Here is a 15268-nt window from a genome sequence, read left to right on the forward strand (position 1 = left end):
GACCCGCTCCTCCGACGGGACCGATCCGCTCACCGACGACCTCCGGCTCGGCCTCGAAGCAGGTGACGCGGTCGACCAACGAGCGGCGTGGATCCGGCACGATCGGGCCGGATCCACGCCGCTCGTTGATGTGTCGGTATTCGGATGCCGCCGATGAGGATGTAGTCGACGTCGGTGAACTCGACCGCGAGGTCGCCGGCGCGGATGCCGCCGTCCCGGAAGTACGTCTCCTGGAGGGAGCCGGCGATGATGTGCTCGAGTTCATGTTCGGGGGCGCCGGCGCGGTGGGCGTCGAAACCCAACATGCCCAACGCGGCGAACGCGGTGACGGGGCAGGCCGGTTGGACGACGTCGGTCCGAACGTGATCCACCGCGGGACCGGTATCGGACGATGGATCGCACGACAAAAAGCCGGATGGGACAAACTCAATCAGGCACAACGCGAACAACTGCACGCGCTCGGGCTCACATCACCCGCCGTGACCGACACGGCGGCCGAGGCCGGGGCCGACTCGACGCCGGTGCCGATGCCGGACGGGCCCAAACCGAAGCGCACGCGCGAACAGGCGTGGACGATCGCGGTGAGCGCGGCGGCGGCCTACCGGGCCCGCGTCGGAAACCTGGAAGTGCCGCGTGGGCACGTCGAGACGGTGGTGGCGTTCGACGGATGGCCGGAGGACGTCCGGCTGGGCGTGTGGGTGACCACGACCAGGAGCAGGCGGGCGAAGCTGTCCGGCGAACGGATCGCGGAGTTGGACGTGTTGGGCATGCGCTGGACATGACGAATGTGTGGCTCGTGTCGGGTCCATGTGTGATCCGAAGGGCTGATCCGCCATCGACCGTGTCCGGGCCGGGACTTGGGGCGGTGGGGTGTCCGGATGCGGGTTCGGATCAGCCGAAGGGGGCGACGACCTGGACGACGGTGACGACGACGTTCGGGCTGGACCGGCTCCGACCTGCTGGTCGGAGCCGGTCGCGTTGCGCCGCAGGGGTGGGGGCGGTTCGTCAGCGGGCGTCGTCGGGCTGTTTCAGCAGGGCCCGTTTGGCGTCGATCGCCGAGCAGCGATCGGCGATCTCGGCGGCCTCGGCGGCGAGATCCGTCGCCCATCGGGCCAGGGGTTCGCCGCTGTTGAGGTTGTTCTGGCGGTACGCGGCGTTGATGCCGAAGCCTCGGCCGGTGCCGGAGCCGAGTTCGCGGTAGCGGTCGGAGATCCCGTGCATCGCCCCCATCAAGTAGGAGAGTTCCGCCTCGATCTCTTCGTGCAGCTTGCTCTGCTGGTCGTCGTCCATGGTCCGCATCCTTGCATCGGGGAGGACGCGAGCGCGGTCGTTCGACGTGGATCGCATCCGGAGGGGGTCGGAGCACCTCGGCGATCAGGCCGGATGGGCGGTCGCGCCGGCTCGCGTGGCTCGGTTGGGCGCCATGGCGTCCTCGATGAGTGCTTCGAGGGATGGGTGGGGCCATGGTCGCGCGTCGGTCAGGGAGATGCGGTGCCGGCCGGTGGCGATGTCCTCGAGGAGGTCTTCGAGGGTGATGCCGGTCCATGCCCAGCGCAGGGCCGCGGCGAGGGCGTGGTGTTCGTCGGCGGGGCTGAGGTGGATGTGGACGTCGGGGGTGGTGGCCAGGAGTCGGCGGGCAACGTCGGGGACGGTGGCGTGGTCCATCCCGCCCCGGTACGGGCCCGCGAGCGGCAGCAGATCTCGGTGGTGGGCGTATTCGTGGTCGATGAACGCGACGTCGTCGGTCGGGCCGACCAGGATGTTCCACGGTTGGATGTCGCCGTGGCGCCACCCGGCGGCGTGCAGGCGCCCCAGCACGGCGAACGCCCGATGCGCGATATCGAGCAGGCGCGGCGCGAAGTCCGAGCCCGGTCCGGGGGTGGTGCGACCCGGGGCGCACCATTGCCACAGGTCGACGCCCGGGAGGAACTCCACGACGGTCCATACGTCTTCGCCGACATGTCCGTACCTGCCGTCGGCCGGGTGCAGGCCCTGGGCGTGGAGGAGTCGCACGGCGCGGGCCTCGTGCAGCAGTGCCGCGCGGGCGGCCGGCGCGGTCGCGGTCTTGATCTTCCAGGGGCCGGCCCGCCAGGCGGTGTCGTGGTGCGCGGTCAACGGACGCGGTTCGTCGGCGACGTCGAGAGCGCGTACGGCGGCGTCCAGCAGCGGGTCCATCGTCACATCCTCGCCCGTCCGCGGGTCGTGTGTCGGGCGTCGGGGGTTTCGCCGGTGAGGATGCGGGCGATCGCGGCGGATATGGGCGCACCGGTCAGGGCCTCGATCCAGCCGAACTCGCCGGCGCAGTTGGTCTCCAGATACGTCCAATCCTCGGCGGTGACGACGAAGTCCGACGCGGCGTAGATCAGCCCGAGGTTGGCTTTGTTCACCAGTCCCGACAGCGGTTGTTCACGGGTTCAGGAGGCGCCTCCCGCGCCGACGGGGCGATGTTCACGACAACGGGCTCTGGCTCAAGTTTTGTGATCGGTAGTGCTGTGTTGTGGGTTCAGACTTCAGCCGTTCCGGCTCCGGGTCCAGGACGGCGCGCAGGCGACGAACACTGTCGCGCCAGGCCGGGCCGTAGGCCGTGTCGTCCCAGAGTTCGGCGAGCTCGGAGTTCTCGGCAACGACTCGGTCGAGTGCGGCGACGGCCAACGACCGCAGGTCATCGGGGAGGATTGGAACGGGTTCGTCGGGTCCGTAGCTCGTGCAGACGGGTTCGCCACCTGGGCACTGTGCCGCGACGAGTGCCGCGGCGGCGACCGCCTCGTCTCCTTCCGAGCCTTCCAGGTAGTCCTGGGCCTGGACGGCTTGCATGAGCACTGAACGCACCACGCCCACGCGCTGGTCGTGGGGTGTTTCGTCAAGGGTGCCGGCGAAGTCCGCGGCCATGTCGTTGTCGAACGGGCCGATGTCCCAGGTGCCCAAGGTTGCATCTCCTCATATCCGGGTTCGGTGTGATCATGACACCGGGCGGCGACATGGCTGTCATGGGGCAAACGGCACGCGCGGGAGCTCGAAGCCCGCTCGTCCGAACATCTGGCGTTCAGGCCAGACGACCCAGGGTTGTGACTTGGCGTGCGCGGTCCACAGAACTTGAGCCAGAACCCGAGAGCCGACTTCTCCTGAACAAAGCCACCATGAACAAAGCCGGCTGCCGGTGGTCCGGCTGATCATCCATTCGGCCGTGCCCGAACAGGGCGGTGACCGAGCGCTCGCTTCATAGGGTGTGAATCGGTACACCGTGGCCGGCCATGGCCACAGCCGCGGGGGAGAACGGAGCTTCCCAGCATGCCTGTCGCCCCGCCCGGACTCGGCCGCACGGCCGCGCAGATCCTCGCCGACACCGAACGGATCACCGATCCGGCGCTCATGGACGTGGTGGACAGCCTGCCGGCGCCGTTGCGGGAGAGCGTGTACTACCACTACGGCTGGGCCGGGAAGGAAGGCGGACCGGCGACCGGTGTCCGCGGCGGAACCGGACGCAAGGGCATCGCCTTCACCCTGCTGTGCGCGGGTGTCGACGGCGGCCCGGTCGAACGCGGTCTGCCCGCCGTCGTCGCCGGGAACCTCCTCATGAACGTCGCGACCCTCCACGACGACATCATCGACCTGGAAGCCCAGCGCCGCGGCCGCCCCACCGTGCTGGCCGCGTACACCACCGGGCACGCCATCATGGCCGGAGACGCCTTGCTGGCCCTGGCCTTCGCCCACCTGGGCGAGCACCCGCACCCCCGCACCCGGCAGGCCCTGCAGGTCATGCGCGAGGGCTGGGGCCGACTGTGCGCGGGGCAAGTCCGCGACGAAGAGCACGAGGGCCGCTGCGAGACCAGCCTCGACCAGGCCGTCTCCGTGCAGGAGGCCAAGACCGCCGCAGGCGTGCGCGCAGTGTGCTGCCTGCCGGCCCTGCTGACCGACGCCTCCAGCGCACAAGTGGAGGCCGTCGGCCGGTTCGGGTTCCACCTGGGCATGGCGGTGCAGTACCACAACGACCTGTCGGACCTGTGGCCCGCGGAACCCCTGAACCGGGCCCTGTACGGTGACGTCCGCCGCCGGAAGATCACGCCCATGGTCGCGGCGTGCCTGGAATCAGGGCACCCCGACAGTGAGCGCCTGGCCGCGTTCTACCGCGGCGACGGCGAGCCCACCGAAGACCAACTGGCCGCCATCGCAGGCATGATCGACCGGTGCGGCGGCCGCGCCTGGACCCGCGAACAGAACCACCAGCACATGCGCACAGCCCTCCGCAACCTCCAGGAAGCCGACCCGCCGCCCGCCCTCCACCGCGATGCGGCCACCCTCGCCGACATCTACCTGGCGTGACGCGCTGAAGCCTGCGCGCGGCCCGCCCGCAGGCCCGCCGCGCACCCGAACCGCCCGGGCAGGGCCCGGCCGGCCACGACGACGACTTCCCAGCACGCCCGTTCGGCCGACTGGTGGTGAACCCCGTTGGGACAGCCCCCCGCCCACCCGCGACCACCCCTGGCGCCCGGGGCATGGCCTGTCCTCGGCCACACCCCCGCGCTCGTGCGCGACCCCGCGAAGTGGCTGACGGCCTGCCGCAGAACCGGAGACATCGTCCGGGTCGACCTCGGACCCCGACGCCTCCACCTCCTGTGCGCACCGCAACTCGTCAACGAAGTCCTCGTCGCCCAGAGCAGCTGCTTCGACAAAGGAGGGCCTCTGTACGAGCGGGCCGCGGACATCCTCGGCGACGGCCTGTTCACCGCCACGGGCCAGGAACACCGGCGCCAGCGCCGCCTCGTCCAACCCGCGTTCTCCCCGGCCCACATCGATACCTACGCCCAGGCCATGCAGGACGAGGCACGTGCACTGGCCGACAGCTGGCGCGCTCACCGGGAAGTCGATGTCCTCGACGCCGCCTACGGCTTCACCGCGGGGGTCCTGCGCCGGGTCCTGCTCCCCACCGCCCCTGTTCCCGACGGAACCTGGCTCGCCCGGCGGATCAAGGCGGTCTCGGACGGAGTCGCCCTCAACACCCTCGCCCCATGGACGGGCACCTTGCCCACCCCCGGAAACCGGCGCTTTCGGCGGGCGCTGCACAAAATCCGGGCAGCCGCCGAACAGACCGTCGACGCCTCCCGAGCCAACCCGGACAGCAGTCGCCTGATCACCGCGCTCATGAACCCGGACGCCGACGGCGACCTCCTCGGCGACGAAAGCCTCCGCGCTCAGATCCTCACCATGTTCGGCGCCGGAACCGAGACCACCGCAGCAACTCTCGCCTGGATCCTCCACCTGCTCGCCGACCACCCGGACATCGAGAACCGACTGCACGCAGAGCTGGACACCGTCCTCCGCGGCCGCCTCGCGACACCGGCGGACTTCCCCCAACTGCCCCACACACGCAACGTCATCACCGAGGCCGTGCGCCTCTACCCGCCGCTGTGGGTGACCACGCGCACCAGCACCGCCGCCACCGTCCTGGGAGGCCACCGCTTCGTCGCCGGAACCGACTTCGTCTTCAGCCCCTACCAGCTCCAGCACGACCCCGCCGCCTTCCCCCAGCCCGAGGCCTTCGACCCAGACCGCTGGAACGCCCCCGCCAACCACACCACCCGCCAGGCATTCACCGCCTTCGCCGCCGGCCACCGCAAGTGCATCGGCGACACCTTCGCCCTCGCCGAAACCGCAATCGCCCTGTCCGCTCTCATCCCCCGCTGGCAACTGCGACCCCTGAACCCGGGAGAGACCACCCGCCCACGCTTCAGAACCCTGCTCACACCCCACCCCCGACGAAGGACGGCTGTTCCACGATGACCCGGACCACCGGACTCGACGCACACTCTCCAAAGCCCCCGGCCTCACTGGAACCAGGCAACGATGCAACCCGCCCCGGGCGGCCGGGCCGGGACCGCTTCGGAAGCACCGACCTGCTGCGGATCCACGTCGGGCCCTACCGGGTGATGCACGAGATCAACGAGCGGCAGGCCCGCGTCACCGTCATCCACCTCGGGCGGGACGCCTCGGCCGACAATCCGATCCGCCCGAGTCACCACCCTGGTCCAACCCGCCCAGGACATCCCCGCCGCAGTCCTCGCCGACCTCCTCGGCATGCATCCGAAGACAGCCAACCGATGGTGCCAACGCGCCCGCCGCTATACCGCTCACACCCAAGAGCGCGCCCCGCCACCCGGCGCCGCAGCATGGACCGCCGCCGAACGCCAGGCGTACGCCAACGACCTCGACGCGTGTCGGCGGGTGGTGGGTTGGGGGCAGAATGTCAGCAATAAGGGCCGGGCACCTGCTCTGCCTCGGTCGACGACTGCGGCCGCGAGACACAGGTAGGCGGCGAACAGCCGCACTCACGTGGTCCTCGCAGTGCGATACGTCTTCCGCGTGGATGTGTTGCCGCGTCATCATGGGGTCTCTGTGCGTGACCGAGGAGGCGTTCATGGGACAACACGAGAAGCCGCCGCCGGATCCGTCGAAGGGCACTCCCCCGCCGGACAACGCCGACGGGCGCGTCCCCCCTCCCCCGCCGTCCAACGGCCGGCACAAGAAGGACGAGTAACCGCCGTGGACCCGATCGAGGCGCGGTCGCGCCTGGCGGGCGAGATGGAACGGCGTGGGGACTGGCCCGGGCGCGCGCCGTGGATCCGTGACGCGGTGGAGGCAACGCCGCGGGACGCGTTCGCGCCCGATCGGCTCTGGCGTTGGGACGGCACCGGCTACGTCGCGGTGGATCGCGCGGTCGACGAACACGCGTGGCTGTCGTTGGTCTACGCCGGACCGGACGACGCCGCGGTGACGCAGGTCGTGGACGGAGTGCCCACCTCGAGCCTGTCGTGCCAGGCGGTGGTGGTGGACATGCTCGACTCGCTGCTCCTGGAGCCCGGGCACCGGGTTCTGGAGTTAGGCACCGGGACCGGGTGGAACGCGGCCCTGCTCGCCCGCCGCGCCGGGGCGGGCAACGTCGTCAGTGTCGAGGTCGACCCCGACCTGGCCGAGGGGGCCCGCAAGGCCCTCGCCGCGGCGGGGGTCAACGTGCGCGTCGAGGTCGGGGACGGCGCGCACGGCCTCCCGGCGCAGCCGGCGTGGGATCGGGTGGTCTCGACGTACGCGGTGGAGCGGGTGCCGTGGGCGTGGATCGCCCACACCCGCCCCGGAGGTCGCCTGGTCACACCGTGGGGGCGGTTGGGGCATGTCGCGTTGACCGTCGCCGACGACGGGCTGTCCGCCTCCGGCTGGGTCCAGGGACTTGCCACGTTCATGCCCGCCCGCGGCACCCGCGCCGAACCCCGCTTCACCGACGTCCGCGGCGACGCGCCGGCCGAGGACGAACGCGGCGCGACACGGGCCCTGGCGCCGTTGTGCGACGACCCGGACCTGCTCTTCGCGTTACGCGTCGCCCTCCCCGAACTGCGTATACAGGCCGCGCGTGATGCCGACGGCGTCAACGCCTGGATCCACGACGGCCACGCCTCCTGGGCCGTGTACTCCGCCTCGACCGGCGGCGGGACCACGCTGTATCAGGGCGGGACACGGCGCCTGGGCGACGAGTTGGAAACGGCCTGGGACCGGTGGATCGCCGAGGGCGGGCCGGGGTTGTACGACCACGGCATGACCGTCACACCCGACGCGCAGTACGTGTGGGCCCACCACCCCGACACCGGACCCCGATGGCCCACCAACGCCTGACCCGCTCCACGCGGCCCTGCCGCCCCGTGAGGGCGACGGTCACGCGCGAAGTCGGGTCCGGGAAGCACCACCGATACCGTCTCGGCTGTTCGGGTCACGAGCCATCGGCTTCTTGTCGGCGCCGTCGACGGAGATTGCGTTGGGCTTGGGCGCGGGCGCATTCGCGGGAGCAGTACAGGACGCCGCTGGTGCGGTGTTGGCCGTAGGTCGCGCGTCCGCGTTGGCGTACGAAGTGTCGTTCGCAGTTCTCGTTGGCGCAGCGTCGTGTGGTCGCTTGTTCGGCGATGTGGTTGTACAGCTGGAGGAACGCGACGGAGTAGACGCTGGGGTTGCGGTCGGCGAGGTCGCGGGGTCCGATGCTGAACCGGCTCAAGGCCCCGGCGAGGGCGTCTTCGAGGTTGTCCACGCGGATCGCGATGTCCACGGCGCGCAGTTCGTCGAGGGAGGCCGGCCACGGTGGGTCCCGGGTGGGGTTTTGTGCGCGTACCGCGGCGAGTTCGGCGTCGTTGACCCGGGGTTCCACGAGTTCCTCAAGGCCTCCTTCGCGCTGGCAGGCGAGCCAGGTCGTGATCGCTTCGTGGGCGGTTTCCAGGTGGAGGCGGACCAGGTCGCGGTGGACGCCCAGCCGGTAGCGGCCGTCGTCGTCACATCCGGGTTGGGGGATGGCGTCGATCCGGTCGATTTCCTCCTGGGCGAGGTTGACCAGGCTCAGGTCGCGGCAATCGGGGTCGAACAGCAATCCGTGGTCGACGAAGAGTTGGGCTGCGGCGTCCAGGTCGTCGGCCGGGGTCTCCAGGAGTTCCCGCAGGTAGAAGTCCTCGGGAAGCTGGGCCGGTTCCGGCCGTTTCGTGAGCCCCCCGACGCCCCAGCGGATCCAGTCGCCGTCGACCCAGACGTCGCCGAACGGCTGGATCGGCGGTGTGGGGACGACGACGCCCGGCCAGAGCGTGGGACGAAAGCGTGGGTCAACGTATGCCGTCATGGCGGCATGGTAGCCGGTACCGTCGTGGGACGGAACCGTTCGTCTTGGTACTACGGACACTTTCTCGGGGAGAGATCGATGTCGGACTGGCATACCCGCAAGACCGTCGGCGACCGGCACGAGGCCCGCGTCATGCGGGAGTTGGAACTCCGCGGCTGGACCGCGCACCGTTGCGGACAGGGCACGTTCCCCCCGGCGATCCGGGAGGCCCTGCGGCGCTCCGACACGGCGCTGCGACAGTTTCCCGACCTGATCGCCTCGCGCGGCCCGGATCTGGTGGCCGTCGACGCGAAGACGTCGCTGCCGAGTGTCACCTCCGATCGGTACGCCGTCTCGCGGGCGTGCGTGCGGGCCGGGTTGGTCTTCGCCGGGGCGAACGCCCCGATGCCGCTGTTCTACGTCTTCGGCGACCTGCGCGTGCTCACCCCCGCGGAGGTCGCGCACTACACCGCCGACTCGTGGCGTGCGCCCGGTGGTTCCTATCACCTGGTCGGCACCGCCCGGGCACACCGATTCGACGAGGTGTTCGGCGTGCCCGTCGCACGGAACGCGTGACGCCACGCGCCCGGCTTGCGGGTGCTGCCGCGGTTCTTGCTCAGCGGGAACCCGACGCGGGCCCGCGGCCTCCGCCGGCGGACCCGACGGCAACGCGCCGACGGTCGGGTTCCCACTCGCGATGCCGCGCTGCGGTCGCCGTCCGCGAGTCGCGCCAGGTCCCGCATTCCGGGGTGGTCCGCTCCTGGACCGCGTGGTTGATGTCGGAATCCGCCGGTCCAGGTGCGGAGTCGAGCGATCGTTGTCGGATTCATGCAGTGTCTTGACGCTCACGTTCCGGGGTTTCGGGAATTTCCGGCAGTCCCCAGGGAGTGACGACGAAATGCTCCTCCGTTTGGGCCTTGTCGGTTTCGTCCGGTCGATGTGAGCCCGTCGAGGTGTTGTGGCAGCATCCCCGTCGTGGATGACCGTGCGCATGACGTGGACTGGTCCGGCCTGTTCCATGCCTCGGGCGCCGCCGACGACACGCCGCGGCGCCTGGCGGCCCTTCTCGGCGCCGACGCGTGGGCCCTCGTCGACGGGTACTCGCACCTGTGGTCGCAGACGCTTCGCCGCGAGGGCGGGGCCTGGCCCGCGACGGCGCCCACGGCGCGGCTTGTCACCGAACTCCTGGACAATCCGCTGCTCGGGCGCGACGATCCCACGCTGCCCGATGCCATGCTCGCCTATCTGTACGAGGTCGGCGTCGCCGCCGACCTCGGCGTCCGGGCCGCGGAGATCCGTACCCGAGTCCGGGACCACGCGCCGAAATTGCGGGCCTGGACCGCCGAGTACGTGTCGGCCGACGCGGACGGCAGGACCCGGATGTGGCGGGACGGCACGGGGCTGGGGGAACTCGTCCTCGACCGGGCGGCGCTCGCCTGCCTCGACGCGGTTCCCGAGCTCCTGCGGCGCACACTGCCCCACCTCACGTCGGAACGCGCCAGACGCAGGGCCTGTGCCGCCGCGGCCGTCGGGTCCCTGGCACGGCATCCCGCGGCCCACGCGCAACGTCCGCGGCTGCTCGAACGGTTGACGTCGACGGCCGGGGCCGCCGACTCCCCGTACGACCTGGCGACGATCGTCATCGCCATCGGCCACCTCGGCGGCGACACGCGCCCCTGGCTCACCGATGCGCATGCGGGCGTCCGGGCCTGCGCGGCCCTGGCCCCCGACCTCGCCGGCGACGACACGGCAGAGCAGGTGCTCATGGAACCGCAGTGCTCGCCGCGGGCGTTCGCCGGCGCCTTCGGCGACATGGCTTTGCCCGTCCAGCTCCAGTCCGAGTCGTTCCACGACCTGCTCGCACGACGACGCGGGAGCTGATGCCCGATGGCAGCGATGTTCCTTTCGGCGGTGCGTGCTTCGGAAGCGGGATCCACATCGTCGCCTCGCGCCGTGGTGCGCGGGCTGTGCCTCCGTGGCGGATGACGTGGAACAGCCCCGCTACCGCCCCTTTTCGGGTGCGGTGCGGGGCCGTTCCCGTGCGTCGCGCGGACCTCCGGAGGAGGTGAATCCTCCTCGGGAGCTTGCTCGGGGCGAGGGTGTCGGTCAGTCACACCAAAGCACGATGAACAGTTGCCGCCGGGCCGCGTCGAGGTAGAACTCGCGCAGGGCGTCGAAGTGTGTCCTCAAATACTTCTTGGGGCCGCCGATGATCCGGTCGGCGCCGTGGCCGATCAGGGAACCGGCCTCTCGATCGTCGGCCGGCAGGAGGGCGAGGAGAGCCGGGATGTCGATCCGTGCGAGCAGTTGCGCGATGTCGGCCACCTGGGCAGCGGACAGGGCGGTGGGCGTCGGCCCGAGGGGGCCGATTTCGTGCGGGTGCGTGTCGAGGAAGCTCACGTCGACGGCGGTGTCGCCGTCGGTGGCCCGGCGAAGCGCGTCCAGGCGGACGCGGTCGAGCCCGGCCAACTCGCCGACCCGCCGCAGCAAGGGAGGTGCCCAGTCCAGATCCAGCACATCCGCCGTCGGCGGATCCCAGTGCGGATCGCCGTCCGCGGACGTGCCGGCGGACCGGCGGCAGGCGGCGAGGTATTCCGCCGGGACGCGGGCGAGTTGCCGGGTGACAGCCACCACGACAGTATCCCGACGACGCGCAACGACTTCCCGGACGGCAGGTGGGGCAGGCGGGACGGGGCGGCCACCACAGGCGTGGGGTGGTCGGGGAATGCCCAGTCGGCCGCCGGGGCGACGAAGTCGGCGAGGTCACGATCGACGCCCTCCGGGAGTCGGCCGAGTTGGCGGGCGGGCGACTCGATCACCGGGCCGTCGCTCTTCCGGGAGTCGAGGGCCCCTTCGCCGTTTCGCCTCCATAGGGGAAGCAGGGGTACGAGACTGGGCGCCGAGCCCGGCGGTGCGGCCGCCGACGAGGGAGGGGACTTCATGCGCGGAACCATCACCTTGGCCGACGACGCCGACCTTGCCCACCTGGTCGATCTGATCGACATGCTCCCCGACCCGAGAACGCGGAGTTTCTGGGGCGATCTGGACGATAAGATCGGCTACCGGCTCCGACTCATCCTCGCCGGGCAGGGCACCACGCACGATGTGGACTACCTCGCGGTGTACATCCTCGAGTACCTCGGCCGCGGCAACGGCCACATCACCGAGGAGCAGATCACCGAGAACCTGCGGGGTGTGGGCGCCCTTCCGGCCGCCGGCCACGCCTGGGTGGAGGACGCGACCCGCACCGCGTGGATCCTGGTCAACCGCTACAGCCTCCCGGCGTGGCGCGGCCACCGCAACACACCGGGAGGGGCGTGGCTCGAGGGCTGAGCCACCGCCGATCGCGAAACTCTCCTCCCGATGCCCTCGTTCCGTCCCTGCCGGCGGATCGCACAGGTCTGCCCGCCACCCACGACGGTGACTTGGAGCGTTTCATCACCTACGGCTCACAGCCGGGAACGCCTGCCGGCCGCGCGCCCACAGCAACCCCCGTGGGAGCGCCGCCACCGATCATTACTTCGTCATCGGTGTCGAGACGCTGCGGAGAATCCCTGCGTGGGCGGGCCGTGCGGCGGGGTCGAGGGTCATGGCGGCGTCGATCAGTGTCTCCAGTCGGGCGTCGGCCCAGGGGCGCACTTCGGCCAGGGGCGGGCGGCGGCGGGCGGTGGCGATGTCCTCCAGGACGTCGGCGGGTGTGGCGTCGGGTCCGGCCATGCGGGTGGTGGCGGGGGTGGTGCCGGTCCAGGCCCAGCGGATGGCCGCGCCGAGACTGTAGGTCTCGGCGGCGTCGGTGAGGTCGAGATGGATCTCGGGGGCGGTGGTCAGGAGTCGGCGGGCGATCTCGGGGGCGGTGGCCTGGTCACCGCCGCCGCGGTACGGGGTCGGTAGGGGCAACAGGGTCGGGTGGTGGGCGAGATCGAGATCGATCAGGTCCACCGTGTGCTCGTCGGGGCCGATCAGGATGTTGTCGGGGTGGATGTCGCCGTGGTGCCATCCGGCCGTGTGCCAGCGCTCCAGCGTGGTGAACGCGGCCGAGGCGACGGCGCGCAGGCGCTCGGCGAAGTCCGGCGCGGCGGTGTGTTCGCGCGCGGGTCGGCACCACTGCCACAGGGTGGCGCCGTCGAGCCACCCGAACGCGGCCCAGGCTCCCCGGTCGGTGTGGCCGTGTGCGGTGCTCATCGGGGTCAGGCCGGCGTCGTTGAGGAGCGCGACGGCGCGTGCCTCGTGCAGGAGGGAGGCGACGGCGGCCGGTTCGGTGGCGGTCTTGATCTTCCAGGCGGTGGTGCGCCAGGCGCTGGTGTGGTGGGGGCTCAGGGGCTGCGGGGGCTCGGTGACGTCGAGAGTGTCGAGCGCGGCGGCGAGGAGCGGGTCCATGCTCACATCCTCGCGGGCGTGCTGGGGCCGTGGACGAGGAACCGGGCGATCTCGGCGGAGATGGGCAGGTGCGTGTTCATCTCGATGGCGCCGAACTCGCCGACGGGATTGGTCTCCAGGTAGTGCCACCTCAGCCGGCGGTCGACCACGAAGTCCAGGGCGGCGTAGGCCAGTCGCAGGTCCCGCACGTGTGCGACGCACGCCCGCTCGACGCTCTCCGGCACAAGGGTCGGTGCGTGGCGGTCGACGGGCGCGTTGCGGCAGTCCAGTTCGTCGTGCTCGATCGCGGCGGCGAAGACCCGATCGCCCACCACCGTCACCCGCGCGTCGAACGCGCGCTCCTCGACCAGGGCCTGCAGGTAGTGCACGGTCCCGGCGACGGCGGACAGGTCCTGGCTCGCGTACAGGCGGGTGGTCGGGATGAACGTGGTGTGCCGCTGGGTCAGCGCCTTGACCACGACCAGGTCGCGGTGCTCGACGACGAACGCGCGGGCCGCGGCCGGATCCGACGTCGACAACGTGTCCGGCACGGCAAATCCGACCCGGGCCGCGGACGCGAGCTGCGTCGGTTTGAGGCGGGCGGCGCCGACGACGGTGGGATCGTCGATCCACGCCTTCAACCGGGCGGCTCTGAGCAGGCCCAGCAGGGCGGTGGTGTTCTCGTGGGCACGCCACCGCTCGTCGGCGTCGGAGTGCGTCTCCGGTCGGGTGGGCTTGCGCCAGTACACCGCGCAGTCCTCGTCCAGGGCCACGGACCGCTCCCCCCGGCCCAGGACCGTGCGCCATCGTCCCCGGGCGAAGCGCCCGTCGACGCGCAGGTCCTCGCGCAACCGGCCCGGGTCCAGCCGCAGCACGACAGCGGCGTGACCGCCGAGGCGCTCCACCACGAGGTCCGCGGTGAAATCCTCCTCGGCGGCCACGACCACCACTCGGGGTCGGTCAGTCATCCGTCTTCAATCCGGAGGGCTCCTGGGTCTGCGTGTACTCGGCGATCAGAGCGGGCGCGACCGCGCGGACCAGCAACTCGCCGGACGCGACCACGTTCGCGCAGGCGAGCGGGTCGTACCGGTACTCCGGCAGCGGTCGGCCGGCGCCGTCGGTGACGGCGGCCCTGCGCAGGCCCCCGGCCCCAGCGGCGGCTTCCACGCCGCCTCCCTGGAACACACCGCCGCCCTGACCCACCGCGGCCTCGGCGACCTCGAGACTGCGGCCGCCGCCATGGCCCGCAGCAACCGGGCCCGCCCCGCCCACGAACGCAGCCACCGCGCCGTCTCCTGCGGGATCCTCGCCGAGACACTGCTCGACCTCGGCCGCCTCGACGAGGCGTGCCAGGCCTGGAACACGCTCGTGGACGACCACACGCACCTGCGCTGCGGACGCGCCGACACCGCGATCACCCTCATGCGCGCCCGACTGCGCCCCCACGCCCGCATCCCCGCCGCAGCCGCCCTCCTGAACCGATCCGCCACCGACCGGGCAGACGGATGAAATCCACACCCCCAACCGCGAGCACGCTTTCGGTCCGGCGACCAGCCGCACGGCTCCGCTCGCACGCCGGGCGGGGCCGCCCCCGCGCGGGATCCGACCCGACGAACCGGGTCGAGACGAAGCCCATCGATCCTCGACGGAGCCCACCGGCCACGGCGCGCACCCCCATCCGGCGTGCACGGTCGCAGCGGGGTGTGTCCGCTCCCGACGTCATCGACCGCTGATGCCGCCGATGAGGATGTAGTCGACGTCGGTGAACTCCACCGCGAGATCGCCGGCGCGGGTGCCGCCGTCCCGGAAGTAGGTCTCCTGGAGGGAACCGGCGATGATGCGCTCCAGTTCGCGTTCGGGGGCGCCCGCGCGATAGGCGTCGAACAGTGCTTGGGCGTGGGCGGGGGGCAGGGCTTGGGTGAGCAGGCGTCGGCGGGGGTCGTCGGTGGAGCCGGCGGCGGCGGAGAACCCGAATTTGGCGCGGTCTCGATCGTGACCGCCCCTGCCGCGGCGGCGCGTTGTCGGGCGTCGCGGCGGACCTTGGGTTGCCACAGTCGGGCGAGTTCGGCGTCGATGCGGGCGGCGACTTCCGGGGGTGGGTGTTTGCGGTCGCCTTTGAGGTAGCGCTCGATGGTGCGTTGGGTGACGCCGAGGACGGCGGCCAGGGCCCGGGTGCTCTTGTGTCGGCCGAGGAGGAAGCGGGTGCGGGTGCGGGCGCGGGTGCTCACCGGGGGTCGGCGGGTGTACAGGGCGCGATCGGCCTCGGTCAGGGCGTCCTCGATCCTGCCCACG

Annotated in this window: 18 protein-coding genes and 1 pseudogene; 8 read left to right on the forward strand and 11 right to left on the reverse strand. The window is 71.3% G+C overall.

Going from position 1 to position 15268, the window contains the following annotated elements; translation table 11 throughout:
- Positions 1-29: 29 nt before the first annotated feature.
- Positions 30-371, reverse strand: coding sequence for a hypothetical protein (locus ACMXN5_RS30820; RefSeq protein ID WP_439678182.1), 342 nt, complete (start codon positions 369-371; stop codon positions 30-32).
- A gap of 108 nt (positions 372-479) precedes the next feature.
- On the opposite strand from ACMXN5_RS30820, the gene ACMXN5_RS30825 reads away from it, so the two are divergent.
- Complete coding sequence (locus ACMXN5_RS30825; RefSeq protein ID WP_439678183.1) at positions 480-782, forward strand: helicase associated domain-containing protein; 303 nt, start codon at positions 480-482, stop codon at positions 780-782.
- A gap of 223 nt (positions 783-1005) precedes the next feature.
- Here ACMXN5_RS30825 and ACMXN5_RS30830 read toward each other — a convergent pair whose 3' ends face one another.
- The 4 genes from ACMXN5_RS30830 to ACMXN5_RS30845 form a co-directional block, all read right to left on the reverse strand.
- Entirely contained in the window at positions 1006-1290 is a 285-nt protein-coding gene (locus tag ACMXN5_RS30830; protein WP_439678184.1) for a hypothetical protein, read from the reverse strand.
- An 84-nt stretch (positions 1291-1374) separates the two neighbouring features.
- Positions 1375-2175: a hypothetical protein gene (locus ACMXN5_RS30835; protein WP_439678185.1), complete on the reverse strand. Its 801-nt coding sequence runs from the start codon at positions 2173-2175 to the stop codon at positions 1375-1377.
- A 2-nt stretch (positions 2176-2177) separates the two neighbouring features.
- Entirely contained in the window at positions 2178-2387 is a 210-nt protein-coding gene (locus ACMXN5_RS30840; protein ID WP_439678186.1) for a hypothetical protein, read from the reverse strand.
- A gap of 61 nt (positions 2388-2448) precedes the next feature.
- Positions 2449-2925, reverse strand: coding sequence for a DUF4259 domain-containing protein (locus ACMXN5_RS30845; protein ID WP_439678187.1), 477 nt, complete (start codon positions 2923-2925; stop codon positions 2449-2451).
- A 363-nt stretch (positions 2926-3288) separates the two neighbouring features.
- On the opposite strand from ACMXN5_RS30845, the gene ACMXN5_RS30850 reads away from it, so the two are divergent.
- From ACMXN5_RS30850 to ACMXN5_RS30860, 3 genes are all read left to right on the forward strand, one after another.
- Positions 3289-4320, forward strand: coding sequence for a polyprenyl synthetase family protein (locus tag ACMXN5_RS30850; protein ID WP_439678188.1), 1032 nt, complete (start codon positions 3289-3291; stop codon positions 4318-4320).
- A gap of 126 nt (positions 4321-4446) precedes the next feature.
- Entirely contained in the window at positions 4447-5778 is a 1332-nt protein-coding gene (locus tag ACMXN5_RS30855) for a cytochrome P450 (protein WP_439678189.1), read from the forward strand.
- Positions 5779-6537: 759 nt separating this feature from the next.
- Positions 6538-7659 carry a methyltransferase domain-containing protein gene (locus tag ACMXN5_RS30860; RefSeq protein ID WP_439678190.1) on the forward strand — a complete coding sequence of 374 codons (1122 nt, stop codon included), beginning with the start codon at positions 6538-6540 and terminating at the stop codon, positions 7657-7659.
- 94 nt (positions 7660-7753) lie between these two features.
- On the opposite strand, the gene ACMXN5_RS30865 is transcribed toward ACMXN5_RS30860, so the two are convergent.
- On the reverse strand, positions 7754-8641 hold the full coding sequence (locus tag ACMXN5_RS30865) for a hypothetical protein (RefSeq protein ID WP_439678191.1): 888 nt from the start codon (positions 8639-8641) through the stop codon (positions 7754-7756).
- A gap of 78 nt (positions 8642-8719) precedes the next feature.
- On the opposite strand from ACMXN5_RS30865, the gene ACMXN5_RS30870 reads away from it, so the two are divergent.
- Together ACMXN5_RS30870 and ACMXN5_RS30875 are read left to right on the forward strand one after the other, a co-directional pair.
- On the forward strand, positions 8720-9196 hold the full coding sequence (locus ACMXN5_RS30870) for a hypothetical protein (protein ID WP_439678192.1): 477 nt from the start codon (positions 8720-8722) through the stop codon (positions 9194-9196).
- Positions 9197-9595: 399 nt separating this feature from the next.
- Positions 9596-10501: a hypothetical protein gene (locus ACMXN5_RS30875; protein WP_439678193.1), complete on the forward strand. Its 906-nt coding sequence runs from the start codon at positions 9596-9598 to the stop codon at positions 10499-10501.
- 225 nt (positions 10502-10726) lie between these two features.
- Here the strand turns inward: ACMXN5_RS30875 and ACMXN5_RS30880 are convergent, their stop codons facing one another.
- Positions 10727-11251 carry a DUF1877 domain-containing protein gene (locus tag ACMXN5_RS30880; RefSeq protein ID WP_439678194.1) on the reverse strand — a complete coding sequence of 175 codons (525 nt, stop codon included), beginning with the start codon at positions 11249-11251 and terminating at the stop codon, positions 10727-10729.
- Positions 11252-11560: 309 nt separating this feature from the next.
- On the opposite strand from ACMXN5_RS30880, the gene ACMXN5_RS30885 reads away from it, so the two are divergent.
- The gene (locus ACMXN5_RS30885; protein ID WP_439678195.1) at positions 11561-11953 is read left to right on the forward strand and encodes a hypothetical protein; all 393 of its coding nucleotides are present in this window, start codon (positions 11561-11563) and stop codon (positions 11951-11953) included.
- Positions 11954-12136: 183 nt separating this feature from the next.
- On the opposite strand, the gene ACMXN5_RS30890 is transcribed toward ACMXN5_RS30885, so the two are convergent.
- The 3 genes from ACMXN5_RS30890 to ACMXN5_RS30900 are packed head-to-tail and all read right to left on the reverse strand — an operon-like array spanning position 12137 to position 14143.
- Complete coding sequence (locus ACMXN5_RS30890) at positions 12137-12997, reverse strand: hypothetical protein (RefSeq protein ID WP_439678196.1); 861 nt, start codon at positions 12995-12997, stop codon at positions 12137-12139.
- A 2-nt stretch (positions 12998-12999) separates the two neighbouring features.
- Positions 13000-13944, reverse strand: a complete 945-nt coding sequence (locus ACMXN5_RS30895; protein ID WP_439678197.1) for a hypothetical protein — start codon at positions 13942-13944, stop codon at positions 13000-13002.
- Complete coding sequence (locus ACMXN5_RS30900; protein ID WP_439678198.1) at positions 13937-14143, reverse strand: hypothetical protein; 207 nt, start codon at positions 14141-14143, stop codon at positions 13937-13939. The genes ACMXN5_RS30895 and ACMXN5_RS30900 overlap by 8 nt, the downstream gene beginning before the upstream one ends.
- Positions 14144-14215: 72 nt before the next feature.
- On the opposite strand from ACMXN5_RS30900, the gene ACMXN5_RS30905 reads away from it, so the two are divergent.
- Positions 14216-14485, forward strand: coding sequence for a hypothetical protein (locus ACMXN5_RS30905; RefSeq protein ID WP_439678199.1), 270 nt, complete (start codon positions 14216-14218; stop codon positions 14483-14485).
- A 210-nt stretch (positions 14486-14695) separates the two neighbouring features.
- On the opposite strand, the pseudogene tpg reads toward ACMXN5_RS30905, so the two are convergent.
- Positions 14696-15267: pseudogene (gene tpg / locus ACMXN5_RS30910) on the reverse strand (telomere-protecting terminal protein Tpg).
- Position 15268 lies beyond the last annotated feature (1 nt).

The sequence above is a fragment of the Embleya australiensis genome (assembly GCF_051903075.1).
Classification (GTDB): domain Bacteria; phylum Actinomycetota; class Actinomycetes; order Streptomycetales; family Streptomycetaceae; genus Embleya.